This is a genomic window from Candidatus Acidulodesulfobacterium acidiphilum (genome assembly GCA_008534395.1).
GTDB classification, from domain to species: Bacteria; SZUA-79; SZUA-79; order Acidulodesulfobacterales; family Acidulodesulfobacteraceae; genus Acidulodesulfobacterium_A; species Acidulodesulfobacterium_A acidiphilum.
This window is the reverse complement of the sequence record SHMQ01000006.1, coordinates 62,942-86,768: the sequence shown is the minus strand read 5'-3', so window position 1 is coordinate 86,768 and position 23,827 is coordinate 62,942. Positions and strand designations below refer to the sequence as shown.

Sequence of the window (23,827 nt, the reverse complement as noted above, 5' to 3'; positions counted from 1 at the left end):
ATCAAAAAAATATGAGAAAAAAAAATATTATAGTCGTCGGTCTTCAGTGGGGAGACGAAGGAAAGGGTAAAATAGTAGATTTGCTTGCTAAAAACGCAGATATAGTAGCGCGTTATCAGGGCGGAAATAATGCCGGGCATACCGTCGTGTGCGGCGAATTAAGTTTGGTATTCAGATTAGTGCCTTCGGGCATATTAAACGAAGATAAAATCTGTATTCTTGGAAACGGCGTAGTAATAGACCCGTCCGTTCTTTTTCAGGAGCTTGAGGATTTAAAAGCCGTCGGAATAAATATTAAGAACAGATTTTTTATATCTTATAAATCGCATATAATTATGCCTTATCATAAAAGACTTGATACGGCAAGGGAAAGATTAAGAGGCGCCGGAATGATAGGCACTACCGGAAGAGGTATAGGTCCGGCATATGAAGATAAGGTTGCAAGACTCGGAATACGTGCCGTCGATCTGCTAAACAGAGACGTGCTGTACGGTAAAATAGTTTTGAGCCTGAAAGAAAAAAATTATCTTTTTAAAAACGTACTTGGAGAAGACATATTTAATCCAGACGATTTAATTGAAGAATATTTAAATTACGGAGAAAAAATAAAGGAATTCCTTATAGATACGTCTATATATATAAACGAAAAATTGGAACAGGGACTTAACGTTATGCTGGAAGGCGCGCAAGGTACTTTTTTAGACGTCGACCACGGCACTTATCCTTACGTTACGTCATCTAATACGGTAGGAGGTTCTTCGCTTGCGGGCGTAGGTTTAGGTCCGACGAAAATCGATGAAGTTATCGGTATTACTAAAGCATATACTACACGTGTAGGGGAGGGTTATTTTCCGACGGAATTAAAAGGCGGCGACGGCAAGAACATCAGGGATAAAGGAGAAGAGTTCGGTTCCGTTACGGGAAGGCCGAGAAGATGCGGCTGGTTCGACGTAAATTTAATTAAAGAAGCAGGCCGTTTAAACGGAATTACCGGAATGATAGTTACGAAGCTCGACGTTTTATCGGATCTGCCGAAGATTAAAATTTGTACCGGTTATATGCTTAAAGGTTCAGTAATTAATCATCTGCCTTTTTCTTCATCCGATTATGAAAAAACGGTTCCGCTTTATGAAGAAACGGAAGGATGGAGCGGCGATATATCGCAAATCAAAGATTTTAAAGACCTTCCGGTTAATGCGCAGAAATATATTTTAAGAATAGAAGAGCTTACCGGATTGAAAATTAATATGCTTTCTATCGGGAAAGAAAGAATGCAGATTATAAATTTAAAAAATATATTTTAGGACGGGTTTTGTATTGCAGACAATTTTTAGACGCGGCTTTAGCGGAAACTAATTCCGCGGATGCACGTTATATAGCTTTCCAATCCTATTTAACTGCGCCGTTTTTATTGCGTCAGGTTAACGAACTGGAATATTCCTTTACCGGAAAAATAATATGCGATGCAGGTACTGGTCTTGGAATACTTCCATGCGTTCTTAAAGAAAAAAATCCTTTAAAAATTATAGCATTCGATTTAGACGCAGGCTCTTTAAAAACTGCGGCGGCTATCAACGGTTCCGCAAACACGTCTTATATTAACGCCGACGTCCGAAGCATGCCTTTCAAAGCCGAAATATTCGACGCAATTTTTGCAAGATATGTTTTTCAACATATAAACATTTCGCCCCCTTTTCTTTCGGAAATCAAAAGAACTTTAAAATACGGCGGATTGTTGATTTTAATAGACATAGAAGACGATATGACGCTCTATTATCCTGAGCCGACCGATAATTCAAAAAAATTGTTCAATGCCTATTCGCGTTATCAGGCTCTAAACGGAGGCGACAGAAATATTTCTAAAAAATTACCTTCATTTTTATCGTCAGGCGGTTTTTGCGATATTAAAATAAAACCGTTTACCCAGATTTTTTTTAAAAGAAAAAACGATTACGGCAGTGCCGGGCAGATTAAAAATGCATTTTTGTTATTACAGAACGAATTTGAATCGGTAAAAAAAAATCTTTTTGAAAAAAAAATGATTACGCCGCCGGAATATCACATTGGATTAAACGATTATTATAAATTTTTAAATTCCGAAAAAGAAGATATATTAGTTTCTAAAACCGATTTCTTAATTACTTGCGTAAAAAAATAAAAGGATAACTTTTACTGTTTATGAAAAGCGAACTTAGAGCTTTTATAGCTATAAATAAAAGGGAAATTTTAAAATTTACGAGACAGAAATCGAGGCTCGTTACCGATCTTTCAAGGCCGGTTATATGGCTTTTATTCGTCGGTTATGGAATTTCCACTCTCGTAAAAATGAAAAACGGCTCTTATATGCAGTATATTTTTCCCGGCATACTTATTATGACGGTACTTTTCAGGTCTATATTTTCATCCATATCGATTATCTGGGACAGGGAGTTCGGCGTTTTAAAAGAAATATTGGTTTCGCCGGTTTCAAGAAAAACGTTTGTTCTGGCAAAAATTACGTCGGGCGGAATTATAAGTACGGTTCAGGCTCTTATAATGCTGGCTTTCGCCCCTTTTTTGGGAATCCATATTACCGTTATTTCATTTTTGCTGATTGCAGCTTCTTTATTTTTAATATCATGCTCCATTACGGCTTTCGGCATAGTAATAGCATCTAAGATGACGTCTTTCGAGGGGTTTAATTCCATAATTAATTTATTGGTGCAACCTATGTTTTTTGTAAGCGGAGCGCTTTATCCTATTAAAAAATTTCCGTTATTTTTAAAAATACTTGCTTATATAAATCCGGTTACTTATTCCGTAGATATACTGAAGTACCTGTTTTTTTACGATAAAAAAAAGACGCTGTTTATGCCCGAAACGCCGCTTATATGGAATTTTATTTTTATTGCCGGTTTTTTAATTTTAATGGTTTTTCTTTCAAACTTTCTTTTTGAAAGAGAAGATAATTGAATATGAAATTAAGCCTGTTAAATATTTTTAAAAAATCTATAAGAAAAATAAAAATAGCTAAGTCTATCGAAAAAAAAGGCTTTGTTATATTTCAAATAGACGGGCTTTCTTATACCGCTTTAAAAAAAGCCCTCTCGTTAAATTTGATGCCTCACCTTAAGAAAATGATAAATTCCGGAGATTATTTGCTTGCCGATTATTTTACGGGCGTACCCAGCGACACGCCGTTTTTTCAGGCAGGTCTTTTATACGGAAATAACGACGATATACCCGGTTTCAGATGGATAGAAAGAGAAACGGGAGAAGAAATAATATTTAAGAAACCCGAAAGCGCCGGACGGATAGAGGAGCGCTTGGCGGGAAGAAGTCCCGGTCTTTTGAAAGGCGGCTCAAGTTACGTCAATCTGTTTTCCGGCGGAGCGTCGCGCTCAACCTTCACTCTTTCAACGTTTTCAATAAGATATTTATTTAAAAAAAAAGTTAGGAATTTCGATATCTTTATAGTTTTCGTTTTTCATATTTTTACTTTTTTGAAAACATTCTTTTACGTGTTTTTTGAGGCTATATTGGAAATATTCGAAAAAATACAGGATATAGCGAAGAAGCGGGAAGTTCGTCCCGAAGGTTTTTTTCCTTTTGCAAGGGCGATGACTAACGTTATATTTAAAGAGATAGAAACTTTCGGCGCCATAATGGATATTTCCCGCGGAGTACCTTCTATATATTCGGATTATATAGGATACGACGAACTTTCGCATCACAGGGGGCCATATTCATACAGCGCATTAAGAACATTAAAGGCTATAGACAGAAAAATTTATCACATAAATAAAGCCGTTTTAAAATCGGAACGAAAATACGACATTTTTATAATATCAGATCATGGACACACGCCATCCGTACCTTTTCAAAAAGCGAACGGCGGTAAAATGCTCAAAGACGCAATTAGCGAATATGTTAGCGATCCTGAATTAAAAGTGTATGAATTCGATACCGGTTACAATGCGGTTTTTAAAAGATTGTTTTTATATATGGGCGATTTTTTTAAGAAAGGTACATGCAAAAAAATTTATAACGGATTTATAGGAGGAATGAAATCGGTTAAAGAACCGGAAAGTATACTTACGTTTCAATGGCAGAACGAAAAAACGATATACATAATGGATTCCGGACCTATGGCTAATATCTATTTTTCGGGGAAATATCAAAGAATGACTCTTGAAGAGATTGAAAATAAATACAGTAAATTAATAAACATGCTTGCTAACTTAAAAGGCATAGGCTTTATAGCCGGCATTAACGAAAAAGGCGAAGCGTCCATATACGACAAAGAAGACCAAAAATTTTACGTTTTAAAATATTTCATAAATAATTTAGCAGGCAAAAATTTTACTATAGGCAGGATAATCGATTCTTGCAAAACAAAAGCAGAGTCGGAAACGGCTTTCTCCTCTTTAGAAAGATTTATCGAGTTTAAAAATTCGGGAGATTTAATTTTGTTCGGCGCATACGACGGCAAAAATATAATAAATTTTGAAAATCAGATGGGAGCCCACGGCGGAATAGGCGGCGAACAGAACAAGCCTTTTGCGGTCTGGAATAAATCTCTGCGGTTTAACTTCTCTGACGTAAATAATTCTTGTAAAATTCATGATTTTTTATATAATGAATATATAAAGCAATAAAAATATAAAAAATTATAAAATATAGATTATATATAAATATTAAATATGTCGGAATTAAGGCAGGATCCTACCACAAGAGAATGGGTCATAATAGCTACCGAAAGAAGAAGAAGGCCTAACGAATTCGGCGGGGACTCCGCACATAAAAAAGATACGCTCGAAAAGCTCGGCGAATATTCGGCGGATTGCCCTTTTTGTTCGGGAAACGAACACTTCTCGCCCCATGAAGTAGATGCTTTCAGGACTTATGGCACTCCGACAAATTCTAAAGGCTGGTGGATAAGAGTAATTCCTAATAAATTTGCCGCTCTTTCTCTTAATTCTGAAGAAAATTTAAACGCTTATGAAGGGATAAAATCCGTAAATACCGATTTTACGGGATATTTTTTTCCCAGGGCAACGGAAGTTTTCAGGACTAAACCCGGAATAGGTACGCACGAAGTAGTAATAGATACGCCTAAACATAACGAAACGATACCTTTTTTTTCGGACAAGCAGGTGCAGGAGCTTTTTTTGATGTACAGGCAGAGGTATTTGAGCCTGCGCAACAATTCTAAATTTAAATATATCATAATTTTTAAAAACAGCGGCGCTAACGCCGGAACTTCCATCATACATTCCCATTCGCAGATTATAGCCGCGCCCGTAATACCGCTGAGCCTTAGAAATAATATTTCGCAGGCCAGATTTTATTATGACGAAGTTGGAAGATGTATTTTTTGCGATATGATACAGGCTGAAATAGTGGACGGCAGAAGGATAATAATGCAGACCGACGATTTCATAGTTTTTCATCCGTTTGCTTCGGCGAGCCCTTTTGAAACATGGATAATGCCGCTGTCGCACGAGCCCTGTTTTTCAAATATTTCTATGGATAAGGTTAAGGCTCTCGGCATAATAGTCAAAAAGATTCTTAAAGGTATGTATGATGCGCTCGACAATCCGGATTATAATTTCGTATTTAATAATCCGCCGATAGCAGACGAAAAAGAAGACTATTATCACTGGAGTTTAAGAATTATTCCAAGACTGACTATGAAAGCCGGTTTCGAGATAGGAACCGGAATGTCCATTAATACGGCTATTCCCGAAGAAACCGCCGAATTTATGAGAGGTTTTTTAAAATTTTAAAAAAATATAATTCAATAATTTTTGATTTAGACGGGACGCTTATAGATTCGTTTGAAGCTATAAACGATGCCTTCGACGCCGTGTTTTCTAAATTCCAAAGCAGGCAGATAACGCCGGAAGAATCCAGTTCTTACGTAGGCGTTCCGCTTGAAGGCCTGCTCGGCAAACTTTTCGGAAAAGAGAATGAAGAAGAAGCTATCGCCGTTTTTAGAAAAAAATACACGGAAGTCTGTTTCGATAAAACAACGTTGATAAAAGGCGCGAAAGAACTTCTTTTAAAATTAAAAAGCGAAAATAAAATTCTTAGCGTAGCGACTAATAAAACCGGTTCTATATCGCGTGAACTTTTAAAGCATCTGCAGATCATTGGTCTTTTTGATTGCGTTTACGGTGTATTCGACGGTTTAGAAGGCAAGCCGTCGCCGGAAATGATAAACAAAATCGTCGATATGACTGCTATTCCAAAAGAGTATACAATATTAATCGGCGATTCCCCGATAGACATAATGGCCGCAAAAAATGCCGGCATTCATATATGCGCCGTTGCTTCGGGGAATCACGAATACGACGAACTAAAAGGATACAATCCAGATTATTTATATAAAGAAATTTCGCAAATTTTACCGTAATACGAGCATCATTTTATGATTAAAATAGGAGAAATAAATTATCTTAACGTATATCCTATCTACTATTATTTAAAAAAAATACTTAACGGCGAAAACAGAAATAATTTTGCGGATTTTATTTCCGGAACGCCGGCTTTTTTGAATAGTAAATTACAATACGGCGGCATAGATATAAGCCCTTCATCTTCTTTTTACTATATTTCTAATTACGATAATTCTTATATATTTCCCAACCTTTCGATAAGTTCCAAGAAAAAAGTAAAAAGCATATATCTTTTTTCAAATAAATCCATAGAGAATTTCAATAAGAACGAAACGGTATACGTTACGCCGGAAACCCTTACCTCGTTAAATTTATTAAAAGTTTTATTGGCAGAATTTTATAAAATGGATTTAAACGAAATGAAATTTTTAAGTTTGAAACAAAACGAAAATTTAGAGCTTGAGATAGATTCGGATTATTATCGAAAAATAGCTGAAGGAAACAGTTTCCTGCATATAGGCAATAATGCCTTAAAACTTGTAAAAAATATTCCGGACGGCTATTATGCATACGACTTAGCGGATTTATGGTACAGACATACGTCTTCCCCTTTTGTTTTTGCTCTTTTTATAATAAGAAAAGAATCTTACGACGGCAATAAAAATGAATTTTCCGTTTTATACGATTATTTGATAAAATCAAAAATAAAAGCGTTATCCGGTTTTAAAGATGCAGCCGAAACGGCGATAAAATCCGGCGATTATGACTTCATATCTTTTGAAGAGCTTATGGAATATTGGACGGACTGTCTGAGTTTTAACTTAGGACCCGATGAAATAAGGGGTTTTAATATTTATGCCGATTTACTTTACAAATATAAGCTTATAAAATCTACTCCAGAGTTAAATTTTGTTTAACCGTTTTACCGGTATAACGAAAGAAAACTTAAATCCGTTTCCCATACTGCTTTTAATGACGGCGCTGCCTCTTAATAATTTCAGGGTGTGCTTTACGATAGCCAGTCCGAGCCCGGAACCTTTGGCTGAATTTTTATGCGAGCCGTCGATCCTGAAAAATCTTTCGCCCAGCCTTAAAAGATTAGTATAGTTTACGCCAATACCGTTATCGATTATTGAAAAGAAAAGAAATTGCGAGTCGTCTTCGTTAAGGAAATAAAAATTCCATAAAACCGATGTTTCTTCGGCTTCAGAAATAAAATTCAATGCCGCCGCCTTGTCGCAGGCGTACCCTTCTATCGATACTATGCCGTTTTTATTGCCGTATTTCACGGCATTCTGAATAAGGTTGTTTATTATAAGGCTTATTTTGCCGGTATCCGAAATAAATGTATCATTTTTCGCTTTATTAATAACGGATAAATTTTTTTCTTTTATTTCATGTTCAAATAAAATTAAAGAATTTTCTATATTAGTTTTAATATCTATATTTTCTAACTTAACCGGAAACTTTTCCGTTTCGATATTGGAAAGCGTAATCAGGTCGTCAATTAAAAATCGAAGCCGTTTTGCGTGCTGTTCGATTATATTCACGAATTTCAACCTGACGGAAGGGTTATCGATAGCACCGTTTTTTAAAGTTTCGGCAAAACCGGTTATAGCCGTTACCGGCGTTTGTAATTCATGGGAAACGTTCTGAATAAAAGACGACCTGATATCTTCTATTTTCTGCATGTCGGTGATATCTTTAACTATTACCGCATATTTATCATTATTATTTATCTTAAAGATTATGCAATCGGCAGTTTTTTTTTCGGCCCTATCGTAGTAAGAAATTTTTTTTTCGGTTATTTTAAAAAAATTATTTTTAACGGCTCCGTCTATTAATGAATTAAGTTCTATATTTCTAGTTAAAAAATCGAATCGATTATTAATAATTTTGCCGTCAGTTTTTGCCGACCTTATGTTTTTGCCGAAAGATTCGTTTACGAATAAGATTTCTTTTTCTTTGTTTATAACGGCAACCCCTTCTTTAATGTTGTTTAATATGGTTTTATAAATTTCAATTTCACGCGTATATTCCCTTAATTTATTTTTAGCAAATAAATACTGTATATTTTTAAATAAAAAAATATATAAAAAAAATAAAAATAATGATAATATTAAAATATAAAATATAGATGCTATATTGTAATGCATAGAAAGATTTTATAATAAATTTTTAATAATTTCTATTAGAAATAATGAAATATAAAATAAAAACTGCTTGGCTGTCATTTTTTTTTGCATTTTTTTTGACTTCGGTTTTTGCTAGTGTTTCAAGCGGATTTCAGGTTGATTCTATAGCCGCCTCGGTTGACAATACTGCTATAACGCTAAATGATTTATACTTTTTATATAATTTTAATATGGTAAATAATTTAAAATATGTTAAAATTAACAAAACGTTAACCAACGGCGAATTAAAGCATTTGACGAATATATATATAAACAGGATTATTATTCTTAATCAGCAGGAAAAGGCCGGCGGCTTAATTATAAGCAATCCTGCTTTAAAGGCTATGGCTCAAAATTTTAAAAAGAAGTTTGCGGTTCTTCATAGGCGCACAAGTTTTTCGGTATTTTTAAGCAAGTTTGGTTTTGATAAAAACGGTTTCTATAATTTTTTAAAAAAAATTATAATAGAAAAAAAATTCATAAAATACAGACTGCAATTCTTTTTATTTACTATCGAAAACGGAAGAGGAACTGCAAAAAAACAAAAGCAAAAATATGCGGTTGAACTGGCGAAGAAACTTAAAAATATGATTGTAAATCTCAGAATGCACGCAAAAATTAAAATTAACGATAATTTTACCGGTTCGTAATAAAATAATTATGTTCGATTTAAAAATAACGTCGGGTTTTTCGTCTGCGCATGCCTTAAGAGGCTATCAAGGAAAATGCGAAAACATTCACGGGCACAATTGGAAGGTTGAAGCCGTCGTTTCTGCATCTAAGTTAAACGAAATAGGAATTGCAATAGATTTTAAACTGCTGAAAAATTATCTTAACGAAGTATTGGAAACGCTCGACCATAAGTTCATCAACGAGACCCCCTTTTTTTTAAACGCAAACCCTTCTGCGGAAAATTTAGCTATGTATATATATAACGAATTTGAAAAAAAAATTAAATCTACGCAACATAACGGCATAGCCGTAAAAAGCGTAAACGTCTATGAAACGGATACGTCTATGGCGTCCTATTACAAAATTGATTGACTTAAAATTTTTAATAATGTATTAAATATATATAATATATTAATTTAATTTTAAAAAAATATAATGTCGTGAATAAAAAAATAGCATATTATTTTGCCGTAACATTTTTTATAATATCGGTGTTTGCCGTTTTTTTTATATATAAAAGCATTACGGCAAAAGAAAATAAAATAAACTTTTTGATAAACAAAAGAATCGCCGAGCTAAAAAGTATTCAAATCAAGATAGACGAAAGCATAAAAGGAATACGAAAAACCGACTTTCCTATTTTACGCTACGGATATTCTTTCAATAAAAACGAAAAATATTTCATTTCGGAAATTATAAGCGCCGGAAAAAAATATCGAATAAAATTGGATGCCGTTAAATTTATAAAATTAAATAAAAAAAATACAGCCGCCGATTTTTATTTTAAAGTTTCCGGCTTCGGAAATCCACGCGATATATATTCCTTTGTTAAAGATTTAGAGTATAATTATAAAATAAATTTTAAAAAATTCTATATCGGTAAAAATATAAATAAAAACAATTCGGTAAATTTTTCCTCAATCTTGGCTGCATATGTTATAAGCAGACAAGATGCGTTAAAAAGCATTTTGAAATCTAAGCGATATATAAAGAAGCCGAAAGATCTCGGAACTATAAATCCGTTTTTATATATCGTTAAGAAAAATAAAAAAACCGCTGCAAAGCCAAAAGACGTTTCTTTAAATTATGAAAAAATAAAGAAAAAATCAAATATATCCGAAAGAGTTTATAGAAAATTAGCAAAAAAAACTGCTTTCATTAAAAAATCAGGCATTCAAGAATCAAATTTTTATAATAAAAAAGGAGTTTTATCGTTTTCGCAAAACGATTTCAGCACTGCATTGATTATGTTTAAAAAAGCCTTAAGTTATAATCCGGATAATTACAGGGCATTATCAAATGCCGCCTTGGACGAATACGAAATTAAAAATTACAGGGCATCCGTGTATTATGCCAAAAAAGCGCTTGAGCACAAAAAATTATGGCAGATAAATTTTATTCTGGGACTGTCGTACATGCGTTTAAAAATGTTTTCCAACGCCGAATACAGTTTTAGGAAAGCTTTAGAGTTGAATCCTTCCGATGAAAAAATTAAATATTATTTAAATATTTCAAAAAAAATACGATAATAAATATGAAACATTATTTTTTTATTAAGGGGAATCCGATTATGAATTTTAATGCAAAAAAAATAACTTTTTACGCCGTTATTTTCTCTTTACTGCTTTTTTGCTTAATTTCTATGTTTTCCGTTAACGGTTATGCATTTACTACTATAACCATTCTTCCCGGAAAGCTTAATAATTTCAGGATAAACGTGCCGCACAGCGTCCAGGCCGGCAGCAAATTTGATGTCAGATTGGTTGCTTTAGACGATTACGGCAACGTAATTACAGATTTTGCCAAGAAATACGAGGGATTGAACATTAACGTAAATATCGGCGGGCAAAGCAATCAAGAACAGTTGAATATTCCCGCCTCAGAGTTTAAGAAAGGCATAGTAAACTTTGACGTTTCTTATAAAAAAGCCGGCAAAATAGAGATTTCGAGCTCATTTGAAGGCGTAGAAGACGAAAGTACGCCCATTCATATTTATGCAGGACCGTTCCATAATTTAAAAATATCGGCTCCGAAAAACGTTATAGCCGGCGTTCCGTTTAAAGTAAAAATATATGCTGCCGATCAGTACGGAAACCCCGTAAAATTAATGCCGAAATCAAACGGCAGCATAAAAGTTTATTTAACCGGAGACAACTTCAGCATAAGACCCAGAATAATACCAGCCAGTTACATAAACGACGGTGCCGGTAAATTCAATTTTATTTCGGACAGGGCGGGGATAGGACAGTTAAACTTTGCCATTAATTACGGCGGCAGGACCCATATTTTTATAAGTAAAAATATAAACATAAGACCTTCTTATTTTAAAAAGTTTCTTATTTCTACAAACATTGCCCAAATTCCGGCAGGAAGACCTTTTATAATTAAAATAGTGGCGGTCGATAAATTCGGCAACGTAATAACAAATGCCGACCGCATAAGCGGTAAAGTTAAATTGTCCTTAGTCTCTTCCGGCGGAATAGAAAGGAGTAGCGTATTCAACTTTAAAGCTTTTAATAAAGGTATCGCTTTAGTAAAAACCGTATTTAACAAGGTCGGAACATTCTCTATTTATGCTAAACCGGAAGGTATAAATTTTAAACAGCTTAAGTCGGGAGTGCCGAAGGTAAACCGCAGAATACGAGCAAAAAGCCTGTTGCTGTACAAATAAAAGAAAAAACTATTTAAAAAAAAGTGAAAAAATAATACAATAAAAGAATGTCCAATAATATTTTAATTAAGGCGGCATAGCCAAGCGGTAAGGCAGAGGTCTGCAAAACCTTTATACCTCGGTTCAATTCCGAGTGCCGCCTCCATGACAGCATAAAACGATAACCTATCGATAAAAATATGTATCAAATAATCGGCAAGAAAAATCTCGGCGAAGGGATAAATTTATACAATATATCGGCTCCGGATATTGCGTTAAAAGCGTTACCCGGCCAATTTATCATATTGAGGGTAAATAAAAACGGCGAAAGAATTCCTATTACTATCGCAAGTTCAGACAAAAACGACAAAACTATTACTATACTTGTGCAGACGCTTGGAAAAACTACGCACCTGCTCAGCGAATTAAACGTCGGGGAAAGTTTAGTTGATTTAGTAGGGCCTCTCGGTGTTCCTACCGAAATAAAAAAATTTGGAACCGTAGTCTGCATCGGAGGCGGTTTTGGAACTGCGGCAATATATCCTATAGCCAAAGCTATGAAGGCGGAAGGAAATCACGTCATATCTATAATCGGAGCAAGAAACAAAGAGCTTCTTTTGATGGAAGACGAGATGAAATCGGCGAGCAGTGAAGTTCTTGCCGCTACAAACGACGGAAGCTACGGTACTAAAGGCATCGTCACAGATGTTTTAAGAAGCCTTATTTACGATAAAAAAATACAGATAGACAGGGTTATCGCCATCGGTCCGGTAATTATGATGAAAGCCGTAAGCGACCTAACCAAAGAAAAATCCATAAAAACAATCGTAAGTTTAAATCCAATTATGATAGACGGAACGGGAATGTGCGGTGCATGCAGGGTTTTGGTGGGCAATAAAACAAAATTTGCTTGCGTAGACGGTCCCGACTTCGACGGGCATTTAGTGGATTTCGACAACCTTATGAACAGGCTTAAATTTTATAAGGAAGAAGAAAAAACTTCGTATGATTGCCATATGAAAGCACACCATAATTTAACTGCTTAATTTTATAAGTATAGAGAGTATAGCAGACAATTTATAATTAAATATGGATACAAAAGAAAGGCTGAAAATTAAGAAACATATTATGCAGTGTCAGCCACCTGCGGTAAGGAGCGGCAATTTCAAAGAGGTCCCGAACGGATATACGGCCGAAGAAGCCGTAGAAGAAGCAAAACGATGTATTCAGTGTAAGAGACCTTACTGCATCGAAGGATGCCCCGTTAATATAAATATTCCCGCTTTTATAAAGCTTATCGAAGAAGGAGATTTTCTTGGCGCCGCAAAGAAAATTAAAGAAACGAATTCTTTGCCTGCAGTATGCGGCAGGGTCTGCCCTCAAGAAGACCAGTGCGAGAAGGTTTGCACGGTAGGCAAAAGAAAGGATACCCCTTCCGTAGCCATAGGAAATCTTGAACGCTTTGTGGCGGATTACGAAGCAAAATACGGCGATATCCACATAGAAATAAATCAAAATAAAGATAAAAAAGTAGCGGTGGTAGGCGGAGGTCCGGCAGGTCTTACGGTTGCAGGCGATTTGTGTAAAATGGGTTATGCCGTTTCGATATATGAAGCCCTTCATGAAATAGGAGGAGTTTTAATGTATGGAATTCCCGAGTTTCGTCTCCCTAAAGAAATTTTATCAAGAGAACTTAAAGTCTTGGAAGATATGGGAGTGAACGTTTTTACGAATGAAGTAATAGGCAAAACTTTTAACGTAGACGAACTGCTTAACGATAGGGGCTACGGCGCTGTTTTTATAGGAACGGGCGCAGGGACGCCAAAATTTCTTAATATACCGGGGGAAGAACTTAACGGTATATATTCCGCCAACGAATTTCTTACCCGCGTTAATTTAATGCGCGCTTACAACAAATCCGAATACGATACGCCCATTAAATGCGGCAAGACGTTAGTAGTATTTGGGGCGGGCAACACTGCTATGGATGCCGTCAGGACGGCTTTAAGGCTTGGTTATCAAGACTCCAGAATTTTTTACAGGAGATCAAGAAACGAAATGACGGCAAGGATCGAGGAAGTTCATCATGCCGAAGAAGAGGGCGTTAAGTTTGAATTTTTAATAAATCCAATCAGATTTATAGGAGACGAAAACCATAACGTTACGGCTGTTGAATGTGAAAGGATGGAGCTTGGAGAGCCCGACGAAAGCGGCAGAAGAAGACCTCTACCAATAAAAGGTTCTGAATTTATTACTAAAATAGAGGCAGCGGTTATTGCTATAGGAACAAACGTAAATCCAATTATTCCTTCTTTTACTCCCGGCTTAAATTTAAACAAATGGGGATATATAATAGCAGATGAGAACACAGGAAAAACCTCAAAGAAAGGAGTTTTTGCCGGAGGCGATATAGTTACGGGAGCCGCAACCGTCATACTTGCAATGGGTGCGGGAAAAAAAGCGGCTGTTGCGATAGATAAATACTTAGAAACGGGAATATGGTAATATTTGACAAATATTGCGATTTGTGAGATATTATATAATGCATTTTTTGAAGCGCATCTTCTCAATTAAATAATTGCCGGGGTGGCGGAAGTGGTAGACGCAAGGGACTTAAAATCCCTCGGAACTTTGTTCCGTGCCGGTTCGATTCCGGCCCTCGGCACCATAAAGATATTTATCTGATTTTTAGTTTTTAGAGTCTTTTTTTACGTCTCTCCGTATAAAAATTAAACGGCACGCTTAAAAATATTTGTATTTAAATAAGTTTTATGATAATATAATAAAACTTATCATGTTTAATGCCGAGATAGCTCAGTCGGTAGAGCAGAGGACTGAAAATCCTCGTGTCGACGGTTCGATTCCGCCTCTCGGCACCACCTTTAAATAAAAGCGCAATTAACCTTCCTAATAAATCAATCCTCTTTAAAGGTTTATAAAATATTAAATAGATAAACATGCAAGGCGCTTATATTTTATATTTATTTATCTTCAATTTAAAAACAATGTTATATTTTTTTAAAAAAAATATTGATTTAATTTTTTTTTTGTAATAAACTAAAAAGGATGTAAAAAATACAGCAATTGTCTAATCTATTTTTTTTAAGTACACTTTTAAAAATAAAATATAGGTTTAATGTTGAAAAATCATATTATTTATTTTCCGGGCTGCGCAAATTCTTACGACCCTAAAACAAAAATAGAAAACATTTTTAGAGCATTAGATATAGATATTAAGCCGGTTTCCGAATGGAACTGCTGCGGTGCTCCGCCATCGCACTATAAGCCGGATTTTTTTAATAAAGCGGTAATGCCCCTGAGAAATTTAGGTTTATGTCAGAATGGCGGCGAAAATTTTTTATATTCCGGCTGTTCGGTATGCGTAAATCAGATAAACGAATCCGTTAAACTTATAAATTCCGATTCCATGTTTAGAAAACAGGCGGATTATAGTCTTAGGCCGTTTAATGCGATGCTTAAAGAGTCGGATCCTTCAAAGACGGGAGCAATTCATATTATCGATATAATTGCAGATGCCGCTACCGAAGACAAACTGCTAAAAACCGTTCCGTCAAAAATAAAAGGGAACTCCATACTTCTTTATGTCGGATGTTATAAAAACGAAGCTAAAATAGAATCTTTAAAAAAAATATTTAATATTATGGGTGCCGAAGTTAATATTTTCAATGATTGTTGTGGAGGCGAAAAATTGCAAAATATGACCCCGATACATTCTAAAAGAATTGAAAACGCAAATATAGCCGATAATTTTTTCAAGCTGATAAATAAAAAAGCCGACGAAACAAATTCAGACTATATAGTCACGGTTTGTTCCATGTGCGAAAAAAATATTGACGACGGCATGAAATTGTCCGACCTTGATATATTTGCGCCCGTAATAGGATTGGTAGAATTTATAGGTTATATACTTGACATTGACGATTGCGGGGAATTATTAAACTATATATCCCGCAGCGAAGTCGAATCAGAAAGCTTAATATCGGAAGAGTGCCGGTTATAAAATAAAAATACTTTAATTAAAACGGAGGTAAAAAAATGGATTTTGAGGAGTTAAAAAACGAAAAGTTCATGCGCGTAAAAGATAACAGGCTTATAAAAATAAAGCCTGATCATCGTCCGCAGGAATCGACGAAAGAATACGACACTGTACGCTATTCCACTTGTACCAATATGTGCGAAAGCGGATGCGGTCTTAAAATATTCTTGAAAGACGGCAAAATTGTCGATGTTATGGGAGATCCGGAACACCCCCAGAACAGAGGCGGTCTTTGCTCTAAAGGCGTCGGACAGATTCAATGGTGGTATGACCCGCTAAGAGTTCATCATCCGATGATAAGGAAATCTTTATCAGACGATTTTAAAAGGGTTTCATGGGATGATGCGCTTGATTTTGCGGCCGAAAGATTAATAAAACTTCATGACGAATACGGCCCTGAGGCATTGACTGTTTTCAGGACTGGAAGGTCTTCGTTCGGCAATAAAGAAGGCGGCGCAAGATTCGCCAGGATATTCGGTACGCCTAACGTTTACGGACAGGGACCTATATGCTGTGAAAGCCCCGGCGTTTCTATGAACTATGTTTTCGGCGCAAAAGGACTCGGCAGGCTTATGAATCCTACTCAGGACTGGAAAAATTCCAAGTGTATTCTTGTAGTCGGCACAAATATGGCGGCGCAGGAAACTATTACGATGACCCACCTTCTCGATGCAAGAGATAACGGGGCATTTTTAATAGGCGTCGATCCGCGTTTTAACGCAACGCTTTCAAAATGCGATATAGGCATGAGAATCCGTTCGGGTTCGGACGCTATATTGTTTTTAGCTATGGGCAATATCATAATAAAAGAAAAACTTTACAACAAAGAATTTGTCGATAAATGGGTTGAAGGTTTTGAAGAGTATGCAAAAGAATGCGCCCAATGGACGCCTGAAAGAGCCGAAAAACTTACATACGTTCCCAAGGAAATGATTATAGAAGCCGCAAGAAGATTCGGCTCGGCAAGACCGGCATCCGTAACGGGAAATCTCGGTACTGCGCAGATATATAACTCGAACAACGTCAACAGGTCGATAGCGGCATTGTTAGCTCTTACCGGATCTATAGGCGTAAAAGGCGGCGGCTGGAACTGGCTGCATAACTGCCGTCCTCCTCTGAATTATGGACACGATTTGAACGATCTGCCGGGTTTTAAAAGACCGCAGATAACGGACAAATTAATATCATGGGGAGACAGTTCGGTACCGTGCATAATAAATGCGATGATGTATGAAAAACCCTATCCTGTTAAGGGCATTATATGGAACGGCGACCACCTGCCGCAGTTTCCGAATTCATGGAAAATGGAAGAAGCGATGAAGAAAAATATAATCAATATTCATCTTTCCATATATCCAAACCATACATATATGTTTAGTCATGTCGCGTTTCCTATAGCAATCTCAGTAGAAACAGACAGCGTTTGCCATCACGGAAACAACAGGCTTCTTCAGTGGCACAATAAAATAATACCTTATCAGCATGAACACAGAGCCGATATCGATGTTTTCGACGGTCTTGCGAAAAGGCTTAAAGGTAAAGCCGGACATTTCGACAAAGTCGAATTTAATCCGTGGGGATATTATAAAGAAGGTCCTGATAAAGGAAGAGTAAACGAAATTAAAATGACCGATTTCTTTAACGAACAGGAATCTTTTACAAGAGGTATTACTTACGAACTTCTTAATCCCGAAAAAAATCCGAAAGGCGGTTTGATGTGGCCCGTAATGTCGAAAGAAGAAGCTGTTTTCCAAGACGACGAAGCCGTTTTAAGGGGTAAATGGATAATGTATAAAGAAGGAGAAAATTATCCCGAATCCGACAAGAGATTCCCGACGCCTTCCGGCAAAATCGAACTAGCTTCCGAAGCTTTGGAGAAAATTGGCTGGTACAAAGTTCCTACGCAGGTTGAGGGTTCCGAATCGCCTCTCGGAAATTTTGAAAGAGCCAAGAAGTATCCGTTAGTACTGAATACTACCAGAATAGCGCAGTCCTTTCATGAAGGAGGCCACTGGTGGCCGTGGAACGACGAACTCGAACCCGACAGAAATATAGAGATAAATCCTACTACCGCAGCGGTTATGGGTATCGAAGACGGAGACATGGTTATAGTAGAAAACGACAGAGGATGGGTTGAAGGTCCGGCATGGGTAACAGAAATGGTACCTGAAGACGGAATATGGGCAAACTTCGGGTTTGACAGATATCAGCCGTTTCATCCATATGAATCTATTAATACCGTTATAGACGATATTATAAAAGACCCGGTTTATGGACAGATACAATTTAAAGCCGTCCTTTGCAGGGTTTATAGAAAAGGCGATACCGATCCGGATACCACAGCAAAAAAGACGCTAGAATTTTTGCAGAAAAGATTTCCGGAAGTTTGGGATCCTAAGCACCAGGATAAAAATATTATCGTCGGAAAATGGAAAAATCACTGGAAAGAATATCATGAACTTAGCATAGGCTGGAAAAAGCTTGTTAATTTTAAAGAGCCGGTCGAATGTACGCCTGTTTCCTGCGATATTCGTAAATACTAAAATTAAATTTAACCGGAAATTTGCGTGAGTAATTAATTGAAAAAACAATAAAACGCAAATTTCCGGATGTTAAAAGAAATTTAACTTAAATAAAAAATAGGAGTATAAATATGTCTTCGGAATACGGATTTGATAGAGTTCACCTTGGAGAAGAAAGAGCTTCCAGGATTACCCTGAAGTCTTCCACTCCAAAATATTCTATGAAAGTAAATGTAGAAAGATGCATAGGCTGTATGTCTTGCGAAGTATCTTGTAAAAAAGAACACAATCTTCCCGTTGGGCCCCGCAGAATGAGGGTTATACAGGTTGGACCATATTTTATTAAAAAAGGACAACTAAAAACGGTTTATCTTCCCATGAACTGTTTTCACTGCGACGATGCGGCATGCGTAAAAGCCTGTCCGACAGGTTCTATGCAGAAAAGAGCAGACGGTATCGTATTTAACGACCCTAATACCTGCATAGGCTGTAAATCTTGCATACACGCTTGTCCTTTCGGTTCTCCTCAGTTTAACGAAGCGACCGGAAAGGTAACGAAATGCGATTACTGCAAACACAGAATCGACGTCGGACTTTTACCTGCATGCGTAACTTTGTGTTCGACCGATGCATTATGGTTCGGTAATATAAACAGAATATCGACTATCGACAGAGAAAAGACCGCCAGAAAATTAACGGAACATTTATTCGGTTTTGTCGCTCCTAATCCAAGCCAAATGGGAACGTCTAATGCAAACGACACCGATAACGAGGTTAAAGTCGGATAATTAAATATTTGACTATATTTGTAAAAATATTAAAAATAAAACAAGGAGGTTATTTATGGCAGAGATACTAAAGTCTGGAACCGTGTATAATGCGCCTATAAGAGTCGATTATGTAAACGGAGACTTCGACAAGGCTGAAGAAGCATTAAAAAAAGAAAACGTTCATATTGTGGGAAGAAACGTCGCAAGCGTGACGCCTTACCATGCAACTATATTCGTAAGCTTAGAAGAAGAAGAAAAAGCTTTAAAGGCGATTAAAAAAGCAGGAATAAAAACATATCCCATAGAACCATATTTTTAAATTAACGTTAAACAATAACGGCCGTCAAACTATCGACGGCCGTTATTGTTTAAAAAAATAAAAACTTCATGCAAGATAAAAAAACGGTTAAAACATTACTTGATATTACCGCAGAAAATATTAAAAAAATTAAGGACGGCGAAATTATTTCCGTCGAAGATTCTCTCGGCAGAATAATATCGGAAGATATAATTCCTCAAAACGAAGTTCCTCCTTTTATAAGATCGGCCGTTGACGGTTTTGCGGTTATATCAAGCGATTTTTTAGAAAAAAAAATAAATAAATTCAGGGTAGAAAACCAAATAACCGCAGGTTATTCAAAAGAAATAAAACCGCTTAATTCTGGAGAAGCCGCCTTCGTAACTACGGGCGCTCCTATTCCTCCCAATGCAGACAGCGTGGTATTAATAGAAGACGTAGAAGAATATGCAGGCGGATATATGATTTACAAAAAGAAATTCGAAAAAGGTTCGTATATATCTCCCATAGGGGACGACATTAAGGCTGGAGAAATTCTTTTTGAGAAAGGTCATAGAATAAGATTCTGCGATATTGCCGCCCTATCCGGAATAGGAATGAGTTCGGTTTCCGTTTATAAAAAACCTTTGGTAGGAATATTGTCCGGAGGAAACGAACTAACGCCGCCGGGCAAAAAGTTAAAAACAAATAAAATATACGATATAAATACGACGGTTCTTAAGTCTTTAGTGTCGGATGCCGGAGGCGTACCTGAAGTAATAGGAGCGGTAGAAGACGACTTTGAAAAATTAACGCAAACTTTAAAAAAAAGCGACGAGTCTTCAAAATACGACCTTATTGTTTCTACCGGTGGAACGGGCGCCAGTTTTTTGGTTTTGGAAAATAAAGAGATAAAAAACTTTTACGACCTAGTTCCTTCCGCTATAGAAAAGACCGGAAAATTATTATTCCACGGAGTAAAATTAGTTCCGGGCAAGCCGACGTCGTTCGGCATGCTTAATAACGGCACGCCTATTTTTGCGCTTGCGGGCTGGCCTTATTCCGTTCTTATTACGTTCGACCTATTTGTAAGGCCTGTTATTCAAAGAATGTCTAACTATAAAGACCTATATAAAAGATACCCTTCCGTTAAAGCCGCTTTAAAAAATGATATAATAAAAGAAGAAGGCATAAGAAAATATTTTCAGGTTAAGTTAACTAAGAGCGGCGATTCTTTATATGCAGAAGTAATATCCGCTCCTAAACCTCCGTCCGCCGCAAGGTCATTAAGTCCAATGATAAAAGCCGACGGCAGTTTTGTTATGGAAGAGCATATTACGAATTTAAAGGCCGGAACTTTTATAGACGTTACGTTAAACGATTACGAAATAGAATATTAATACAAAATAATTATGAAACAGTATTTATTTGAATTATTTGAAAATAAAGAATACGATTCAAATTTCGAAAGATTTAAATTTAAAATCCCGTCCTTAAGAGTTTCTCTTTCAGGCAAATGCAACGAAAATTGTTTTTACTGCCATAACGAAGGAGTTCCCAAAAAAATTTCTTCGACTATTCAGACCGGAGATATAATAAACGTCGTATATTCGCTTAAAAATTTCGGACTTAAAAAAATTAAATTTACCGGCGGCGAACCTCTGCTCTATAAAGATTTAAAAAATCTTTTATATAAAGTCAAACATATCAATGACTTAAAGCTATATATTACTACGAACGGCACTCTTATAAGAAAAAGAATAAAAGATCTTAGCCCCAATATTATAGATAAAATATCGGTAAGCTTAGATACGTTAGATCCAAGGTTTTATAAATATATTACCGGAAAAGATTATCTATATGAAGTTCTTTCAGGTTTAAAAATTTTGAAAGATTATGGATACAATGTAGAAATAGATGCAGTTTTGCTAAAAAAAATAAATTCCGCAAAATCGTCTTTAAACAAATTAATAGATTATTGCATAAATAACGATTTCGATTTGCAGTTTATAGAATTATCTAACGAAACCGACGAAACTTCATATTCTAAGTTTTATGCCGACCCATACTTAACGTTAAAGAAAGCGGGATTAGATTTTTTAAACGACGATACTAATGACAGACAGTTTTTTAAAATTAAAAATTCTAAAATAACGCTATGCAGAAAGGTAAACGACGTCTGTAAATCTACCGGAGACAGATGCAGCGGCATGAGGCTTCTGCCCAACGGCGTTCTAAAAAATTTTTATTATTAAATATTAGAGGTAAATAAAATTAAATGATAGTCGAACTTAACGGAAAAGAAGCCGGATTAACGTTTGAATGCATGCATATAGTGCCTGGAAGAGGAGATTGTTCGAGAATACATCCTCATTTTCATTACGTGGACGTTTTAATCGACGGAGAATTCGACGATAAAAGAAGGATAGTCCATCTTTATAACTTAAAAGCCGTTATAAAAAGAATATGTTCCACGTTCGAGGATAAAATATTAATAGCCGATTACCCTGAAAGCGTTCAGCGCATTGCAGTGGAAGAACAGCATTACAGGATAGAAATTAACGGCAAAATGTATCTTATACCGAAAGCCGATATTTTTAAAATAAAGTGTCCGTCGTTAAATATCGAAGATTTAACGGTTTATTTCGCAGGCGAACTCGCCTCAGATTTAAAAAACAGGGAAATGTTTAACCCAATAAATTATTTTGAAGTTACGTTAAGCGAAGGCCACGGCCAAAGAGGCAGAATAAAGATAGAATTATAATTTTGCGGCCGTGCTATTTAATTAAATGCAAAAATTAAGCTGTATAATACTTGCCGGCGGCGAATCTAAAAGATTCGGAGAAAATAAAGCTTTTTTTAATTTTAATGGAAAATCGTTTATAGAAAGAGCGGCGGAAACCGCATTAAAATTAAGCGGCGATATAATAATTTCGGCAAGAGATAAAGAAGGCGCAGAACGGTATAGCAACGAATTAAAAAAAAAATTGAATATAAATCCGCATGCAATAGCCGACGATAAAAACTGCGGTTTTATAGGGCCTCTTAGAGGAATTTACAGTTGCATTAAGCATCTTAAAGGCAAATATGTCCTTGTTATGGAGTGCGACGCGCCTTTATTTAATTTTTCGGCGGCAAACGAACTTATAAAAAAAATGGAGAAGGAGAAAGTCGGTGCGGTACTGCCTTTATGGCCGGATTCCACCGTAGAACCCCTCCTTGGAATTTATAATATAAAGAAGACGGCTGCGGTTTTAGAAATGCTGAACGATTATGCGTTGAATCTAGAAAAAAATTTTCCTTTTAAGGATTCGGTGAATATTTCAAGATTTTTGCCGTCCGTATATTACTATAATATATTAGATATTATAAAAAAAAATCCGGATTTAAAAATTGAATTTTTTATGAATATTAATTCTAAGGAAGATATTGAAAATTACTTGGCGGAGAAAATTAATACCGTTAAAAAAAAATACGCAAAAAGCGTTAAAATAAGAAAGGCAAACAGATTTTTCAACGTAAAAAATCCGTCGGGAAAACCGTCGGGCATACTTGCAAACGCGCTTTATTATTGGTGGATATATTCAAAAACGGGAAATTTCATATATTTAAAAAAGTCATACGGCTATTTTAAAAAAGACGCCGACAAATATTACGCAGGCGGATTAGATTTTATGGGCGGAAAATTAATTAAAACGATTCGAGGAGATGCAGGCGCATTTAGCCAAGAAATATGCAAGTAAACAAAAATAATAAAATAAAAAGAGGCTGTTATGAGTAAAAAACTTACCAATTTAGAGGAAGATTTAAAGAAAAATCAAATAGAAATAATGCTCTATCCTTCAAAATGCGACGGATGCGAAAGCGAAGGTTTTGCGGCATGCGTAAAAGCATGCGAATCGCATATGGCTGAAAAATACGGCTCAAAATATACTGGAGCCAGAATAAATATAAAAAAGAAAGGAAACAAATTTTTCCCTCTGATATGCCACAATTGCGACGAAGCGCCATGCGTCGATGCATGTATGCCGGGTGCAAGATATAAAGACTTGGAATCGGGATGGACGGTAACAAACTATAAAAAATGCGTCGGATGCTGGATGTGCGTAATGTCGTGTCCGTTCGGAGCTATAGAAAGAATAGGAAAAGGCCATTTTGCTTCAAAATGCGACGGCTGTTCGGACGAGGATACCCCTAAATGCGTAGAAGCCTGTAAAAAAGGGGCGTTAAAAAGAATAGGAATTAAAAATTATTCATATGAAAGAAGGCTTTCCGTCGCAAAAAAAATATACGGACCTTATATAAAATCAATAGTTAAGTAATAT

The 23,827-nt window shown here is 36.0% G+C and carries 23 protein-coding genes and 3 tRNA genes; 25 read left to right on the top strand and 1 reads right to left on the bottom strand.

Translation table 11 applies throughout. From position 1 onward, the window contains the following. Positions 1-11: 11 nt before the first annotated feature. The 7 genes from EVJ48_03740 to EVJ48_03710 are packed head-to-tail and all read left to right on the top strand — an operon-like array spanning position 12 to position 7,297. Entirely contained in the window at positions 12-1,304 is a 1,293-nt protein-coding gene (locus tag EVJ48_03740) for an adenylosuccinate synthase (protein ID RZV39805.1), read from the top strand. Further along, positions 1,298-2,158, top strand: coding sequence for a class I SAM-dependent methyltransferase (locus EVJ48_03735; GenBank protein ID RZV39804.1), 861 nt, complete (start codon positions 1,298-1,300; stop codon positions 2,156-2,158). Before EVJ48_03740 ends, EVJ48_03735 begins: the two co-directional genes overlap by 7 nt. 20 nt (positions 2,159-2,178) lie before the next feature. Continuing rightward, on the top strand, positions 2,179-2,952 hold the full coding sequence (locus EVJ48_03730) for an ABC transporter (protein RZV39803.1): 774 nt from the start codon (positions 2,179-2,181) through the stop codon (positions 2,950-2,952). 2 nt (positions 2,953-2,954) lie between these two features. After that, positions 2,955-4,637 carry a hypothetical protein gene (locus EVJ48_03725; GenBank protein RZV39802.1) on the top strand — a complete coding sequence of 561 codons (1,683 nt, stop codon included), beginning with the start codon at positions 2,955-2,957 and terminating at the stop codon, positions 4,635-4,637. 45 nt (positions 4,638-4,682) lie between these two features. Then, positions 4,683-5,768, top strand: coding sequence for a galactose-1-phosphate uridylyltransferase (gene galT / locus EVJ48_03720; GenBank protein ID RZV39801.1), 1,086 nt, complete (start codon positions 4,683-4,685; stop codon positions 5,766-5,768). Further along, positions 5,741-6,397 (top strand): HAD family hydrolase, encoded by a 657-nt coding sequence (locus EVJ48_03715; protein RZV39800.1) that lies wholly within the window; start codon positions 5,741-5,743, stop codon positions 6,395-6,397. Before galT ends, EVJ48_03715 begins: the two co-directional genes overlap by 28 nt. A 15-nt stretch (positions 6,398-6,412) precedes the next feature. After that, a complete protein-coding gene (locus EVJ48_03710) occupies positions 6,413-7,297 on the top strand; it encodes a hypothetical protein (protein ID RZV39799.1) in 885 nt (294 codons plus the stop codon). Here EVJ48_03710 and EVJ48_03705 read toward each other — a convergent pair. After that, positions 7,283-8,536: a hypothetical protein gene (locus EVJ48_03705; protein ID RZV39798.1), complete on the bottom strand. Its 1,254-nt coding sequence runs from the start codon at positions 8,534-8,536 to the stop codon at positions 7,283-7,285. The genes EVJ48_03710 and EVJ48_03705 overlap by 15 nt on opposite strands. Positions 8,537-8,580: 44 nt before the next feature. On the opposite strand from EVJ48_03705, the gene EVJ48_03700 reads away from it, so the two are divergent. From EVJ48_03700 to EVJ48_03615, 18 genes are all read left to right on the top strand, one after another. Further along, positions 8,581-9,204, top strand: a complete 624-nt coding sequence (locus EVJ48_03700; GenBank protein RZV39797.1) for a hypothetical protein — start codon at positions 8,581-8,583, stop codon at positions 9,202-9,204. A gap of 10 nt (positions 9,205-9,214) precedes the next feature. Continuing rightward, the gene (queD, locus tag EVJ48_03695; protein RZV39796.1) at positions 9,215-9,598 is read left to right on the top strand and encodes a 6-carboxytetrahydropterin synthase QueD; all 384 of its coding nucleotides are present in this window, start codon (positions 9,215-9,217) and stop codon (positions 9,596-9,598) included. A 68-nt stretch (positions 9,599-9,666) separates the two neighbouring features. Continuing rightward, complete coding sequence (locus EVJ48_03690) at positions 9,667-10,755, top strand: tetratricopeptide repeat protein (protein RZV39795.1); 1,089 nt, start codon at positions 9,667-9,669, stop codon at positions 10,753-10,755. Between the two features lie 41 nt (positions 10,756-10,796). Then, positions 10,797-11,897: a hypothetical protein gene (locus EVJ48_03685; GenBank protein ID RZV39794.1), complete on the top strand. Its 1,101-nt coding sequence runs from the start codon at positions 10,797-10,799 to the stop codon at positions 11,895-11,897. A 70-nt stretch (positions 11,898-11,967) separates the two neighbouring features. Further along, positions 11,968-12,042: transfer RNA gene (locus EVJ48_03680), tRNA-Cys, on the top strand. A 34-nt stretch (positions 12,043-12,076) separates the two neighbouring features. Then, positions 12,077-12,922, top strand: a complete 846-nt coding sequence (locus tag EVJ48_03675) for a sulfide/dihydroorotate dehydrogenase-like FAD/NAD-binding protein (protein RZV39793.1) — start codon at positions 12,077-12,079, stop codon at positions 12,920-12,922. A gap of 43 nt (positions 12,923-12,965) precedes the next feature. Next, the gene (gltA, locus tag EVJ48_03670) at positions 12,966-14,381 is read left to right on the top strand and encodes an NADPH-dependent glutamate synthase (protein ID RZV39792.1); all 1,416 of its coding nucleotides are present in this window, start codon (positions 12,966-12,968) and stop codon (positions 14,379-14,381) included. Positions 14,382-14,456: 75 nt separating this feature from the next. Next, a tRNA-Leu gene (locus EVJ48_03665) sits at positions 14,457-14,544 on the top strand. A gap of 135 nt (positions 14,545-14,679) precedes the next feature. After that, positions 14,680-14,755, top strand: a tRNA-Phe gene (locus EVJ48_03660). 257 nt (positions 14,756-15,012) lie between these two features. Next, positions 15,013-15,897 (top strand): hypothetical protein, encoded by an 885-nt coding sequence (locus tag EVJ48_03655; protein RZV39791.1) that lies wholly within the window; start codon positions 15,013-15,015, stop codon positions 15,895-15,897. 35 nt (positions 15,898-15,932) lie between these two features. Continuing rightward, a complete protein-coding gene (locus EVJ48_03650; protein ID RZV39790.1) occupies positions 15,933-18,476 on the top strand; it encodes a hypothetical protein in 2,544 nt (847 codons plus the stop codon). Between the two features lie 200 nt (positions 18,477-18,676). After that, the gene (locus tag EVJ48_03645) at positions 18,677-19,243 is read left to right on the top strand and encodes a 4Fe-4S dicluster domain-containing protein (protein RZV39812.1); all 567 of its coding nucleotides are present in this window, start codon (positions 18,677-18,679) and stop codon (positions 19,241-19,243) included. 55 nt (positions 19,244-19,298) lie between these two features. Next, complete coding sequence (locus EVJ48_03640) at positions 19,299-19,544, top strand: hypothetical protein (GenBank protein ID RZV39789.1); 246 nt, start codon at positions 19,299-19,301, stop codon at positions 19,542-19,544. Between the two features lie 68 nt (positions 19,545-19,612). Next, a complete protein-coding gene (locus EVJ48_03635; protein ID RZV39788.1) occupies positions 19,613-20,902 on the top strand; it encodes a molybdopterin molybdenumtransferase MoeA in 1,290 nt (429 codons plus the stop codon). Positions 20,903-20,914: 12 nt separating this feature from the next. Next, positions 20,915-21,757, top strand: a complete 843-nt coding sequence (locus tag EVJ48_03630; protein RZV39787.1) for a radical SAM protein — start codon at positions 20,915-20,917, stop codon at positions 21,755-21,757. A 23-nt stretch (positions 21,758-21,780) separates the two neighbouring features. Further along, positions 21,781-22,266 carry a hypothetical protein gene (locus EVJ48_03625; GenBank protein RZV39786.1) on the top strand — a complete coding sequence of 162 codons (486 nt, stop codon included), beginning with the start codon at positions 21,781-21,783 and terminating at the stop codon, positions 22,264-22,266. 25 nt (positions 22,267-22,291) lie between these two features. Beyond that, on the top strand, positions 22,292-23,245 hold the full coding sequence (locus EVJ48_03620; protein ID RZV39785.1) for a molybdenum cofactor guanylyltransferase: 954 nt from the start codon (positions 22,292-22,294) through the stop codon (positions 23,243-23,245). A 30-nt stretch (positions 23,246-23,275) separates the two neighbouring features. Further along, positions 23,276-23,824, top strand: coding sequence for a 4Fe-4S dicluster domain-containing protein (locus tag EVJ48_03615; GenBank protein ID RZV39784.1), 549 nt, complete (start codon positions 23,276-23,278; stop codon positions 23,822-23,824). The last annotated feature ends 3 nt before the right edge of the window (positions 23,825-23,827 follow it).